A 351-nucleotide genomic window follows, 5' to 3' on the forward strand; every position below is an offset into this window, starting at 1 on the left:
GACATAAACTGCTGCTGGATGCTGTCGCGCTGCTCATGGCTCAAACCGGCATGGTAAGCCCGCACCGGAAACGGCACTTGCCGGGCCAGCTGTTGAGCCACGTCTTCTGCGGTATGTTGCAGGGTGACGTAAATGATGGCTGCAAAATCCTGCTGTTTTTGTGCCGATTTACGCGCCAGATGCTGTAACCAGAGGGCGCATTGGGCCACTCGTTCGGAGGTGGCGGTTGGCTGCACTAACAGGCGTAAGTTGGGACGGTGAAAACCGGTTGTGACGACATCCTCTGCATCCAGGGCAAAATGCGTTTGCATGTCTTCGATCACTGCCTGGGTCGCTGTAGCGGTTAACAGC

Annotated in this window: 1 pseudogene; it reads right to left on the reverse strand. The window is 56.4% G+C overall.

The window, feature by feature from the left end:
* Nucleotides 1-351, reverse strand: a pseudogene (locus Q4563_RS17480) (RecQ family ATP-dependent DNA helicase); the annotation flags it as partial.

It is taken from the genome of Gilvimarinus sp. 1_MG-2023, assembly GCF_030548285.1.